This window comes from uncultured Streptomyces sp. (genome assembly GCF_947488945.1).
In the GTDB taxonomy this organism is placed as follows: domain Bacteria; phylum Actinomycetota; class Actinomycetes; order Streptomycetales; family Streptomycetaceae; genus Streptomyces.
In genome coordinates this window covers 1-1,850 of record NZ_CANLBS010000060.1, presented here as the reverse complement: position 1 = coordinate 1,850, position 1,850 = coordinate 1, and the positions used below count along the sequence as shown (strand labels likewise).

The following is a 1,850-nucleotide window of genomic DNA, read 5'->3' as shown; positions in this document are numbered from 1 at the left end:
AACACAGTGGACGCGAGCAACTGAGGACAAGCCCTCGGCCTATTAGTACCAGTCAGCTCCACCCGTTACCGGGCTTCCACATCTGGCCTATCAACCCAGTCGTCTACTGGGAGCCTTAACCCCTCAAAGGGGGTGGGAATACTCATCTCGAAGCAGGCTTCCCGCTTAGATGCTTTCAGCGGTTATCCTTTCCGAACGTAGCCAACCAGCCATGCCCTTGGCAGGACAACTGGCACACCAGAGGTTCGTCCGTCCCGGTCCTCTCGTACTAGGGACAGCCCTTCTCAATATTCCTACGCGCACAGCGGATAGGGACCGAACTGTCTCACGACGTTCTAAACCCAGCTCGCGTACCGCTTTAATGGGCGAACAGCCCAACCCTTGGGACCGACTCCAGCCCCAGGATGCGACGAGCCGACATCGAGGTGCCAAACCATCCCGTCGATATGGACTCTTGGGGAAGATCAGCCTGTTATCCCCGGGGTACCTTTTATCCGTTGAGCGACAGCGCTTCCACAAGCCACTGCCGGATCACTAGTCCCGACTTTCGTCCCTGCTCGACCCGTCGGTCTCACAGTCAAGCTCCCTTGTGCACTTACACTCAACACCTGATTACCAACCAGGCTGAGGGAACCTTTGGGCGCCTCCGTTACTCTTTAGGAGGCAACCGCCCCAGTTAAACTACCCATCAGACACTGTCCCTGATCCGGATCACGGACCCAGGTTAGACATCCAGCACGACCAGAGTGGTATTTCAACGGCGACTCCACAACCACTGGCGTGGCCGCTTCAAAGTCTCCCACCTATCCTACACAAGCCGAACCGAACACCAATATCAAACTATAGTAAAGGTCCCGGGGTCTTTCCGTCCTGCTGCGCGAAACGAGCATCTTTACTCGTAGTGCAATTTCACCGGGCCTATGGTTGAGACAGTCGAGAAGTCGTTACGCCATTCGTGCAGGTCGGAACTTACCCGACAAGGAATTTCGCTACCTTAGGATGGTTATAGTTACCACCGCCGTTTACTGGCGCTTAAGTTCTCAGCTTCGCCGACCCGAAAGTCAGCTAACCGGTCCCCTTAACGTTCCAGCACCGGGCAGGCGTCAGTCCGTATACATCGCCTTACGGCTTCGCACGGACCTGTGTTTTTAGTAAACAGTCGCTTCTCGCTGGTCTCTGCGGCCACCCCCAGCTCAGGAAGCAAGTTCCCTCACCAGTGATGGCCCCCCTTCTCCCGAAGTTACGGGGGCATTTTGCCGAGTTCCTTAACCATAGTTCACCCGAACGCCTCGGTATTCTCTACCTGACCACCTGAGTCGGTTTAGGGTACGGGCCGCCATGAAACTCGCTAGAGGCTTTTCTCGACAGCATAGGATCATCCACTTCACCACAATCGGCTCGGCATCAGGTCTCAGCCTTAACGTGTGACGGATTTGCCTACCACACGGCCTACACCCTTACCCCGGGACAACCACCGCCCGGGCTGGACTACCTTCCTGCGTCACCCCATCGCTTACCTACTACAAGTCTGGTTCATCGGCTCCACCACTACCCTCAACTCCGAAGAGATCGGGCCGGCTTCACGGACTTAGCATCGCCTGATTCAGTACTGGGCGTTTCAAAGCGGGTACCGGAATATCAACCGGTTGTCCATCGACTACGCCTGTCGGCCTCGCCTTAGGTCCCGACTTACCCTGGGCAGATCAGCTTGACCCAGGAACCCTTAGTCAATCGGCGCACACGTTTCTCACGTGTGTATCGCTACTCATGCCTGCATTCTCACTCGTGAACCGTCCACAACTCGCTTCCGCGGCTGCTTCACCCGGCACACGACGCTCCCCTACCCATCC

The 1,850-nt window shown here is 56.5% G+C and carries 1 rRNA gene; it reads right to left on the bottom strand.

Annotation, left to right across the window (positions count from 1 at the left end):
• Positions 1 to 22: 22 nt before the first annotated feature.
• Positions 23 to 1,850 (bottom strand): 23S ribosomal RNA (locus Q0994_RS33800); the annotation flags it as partial.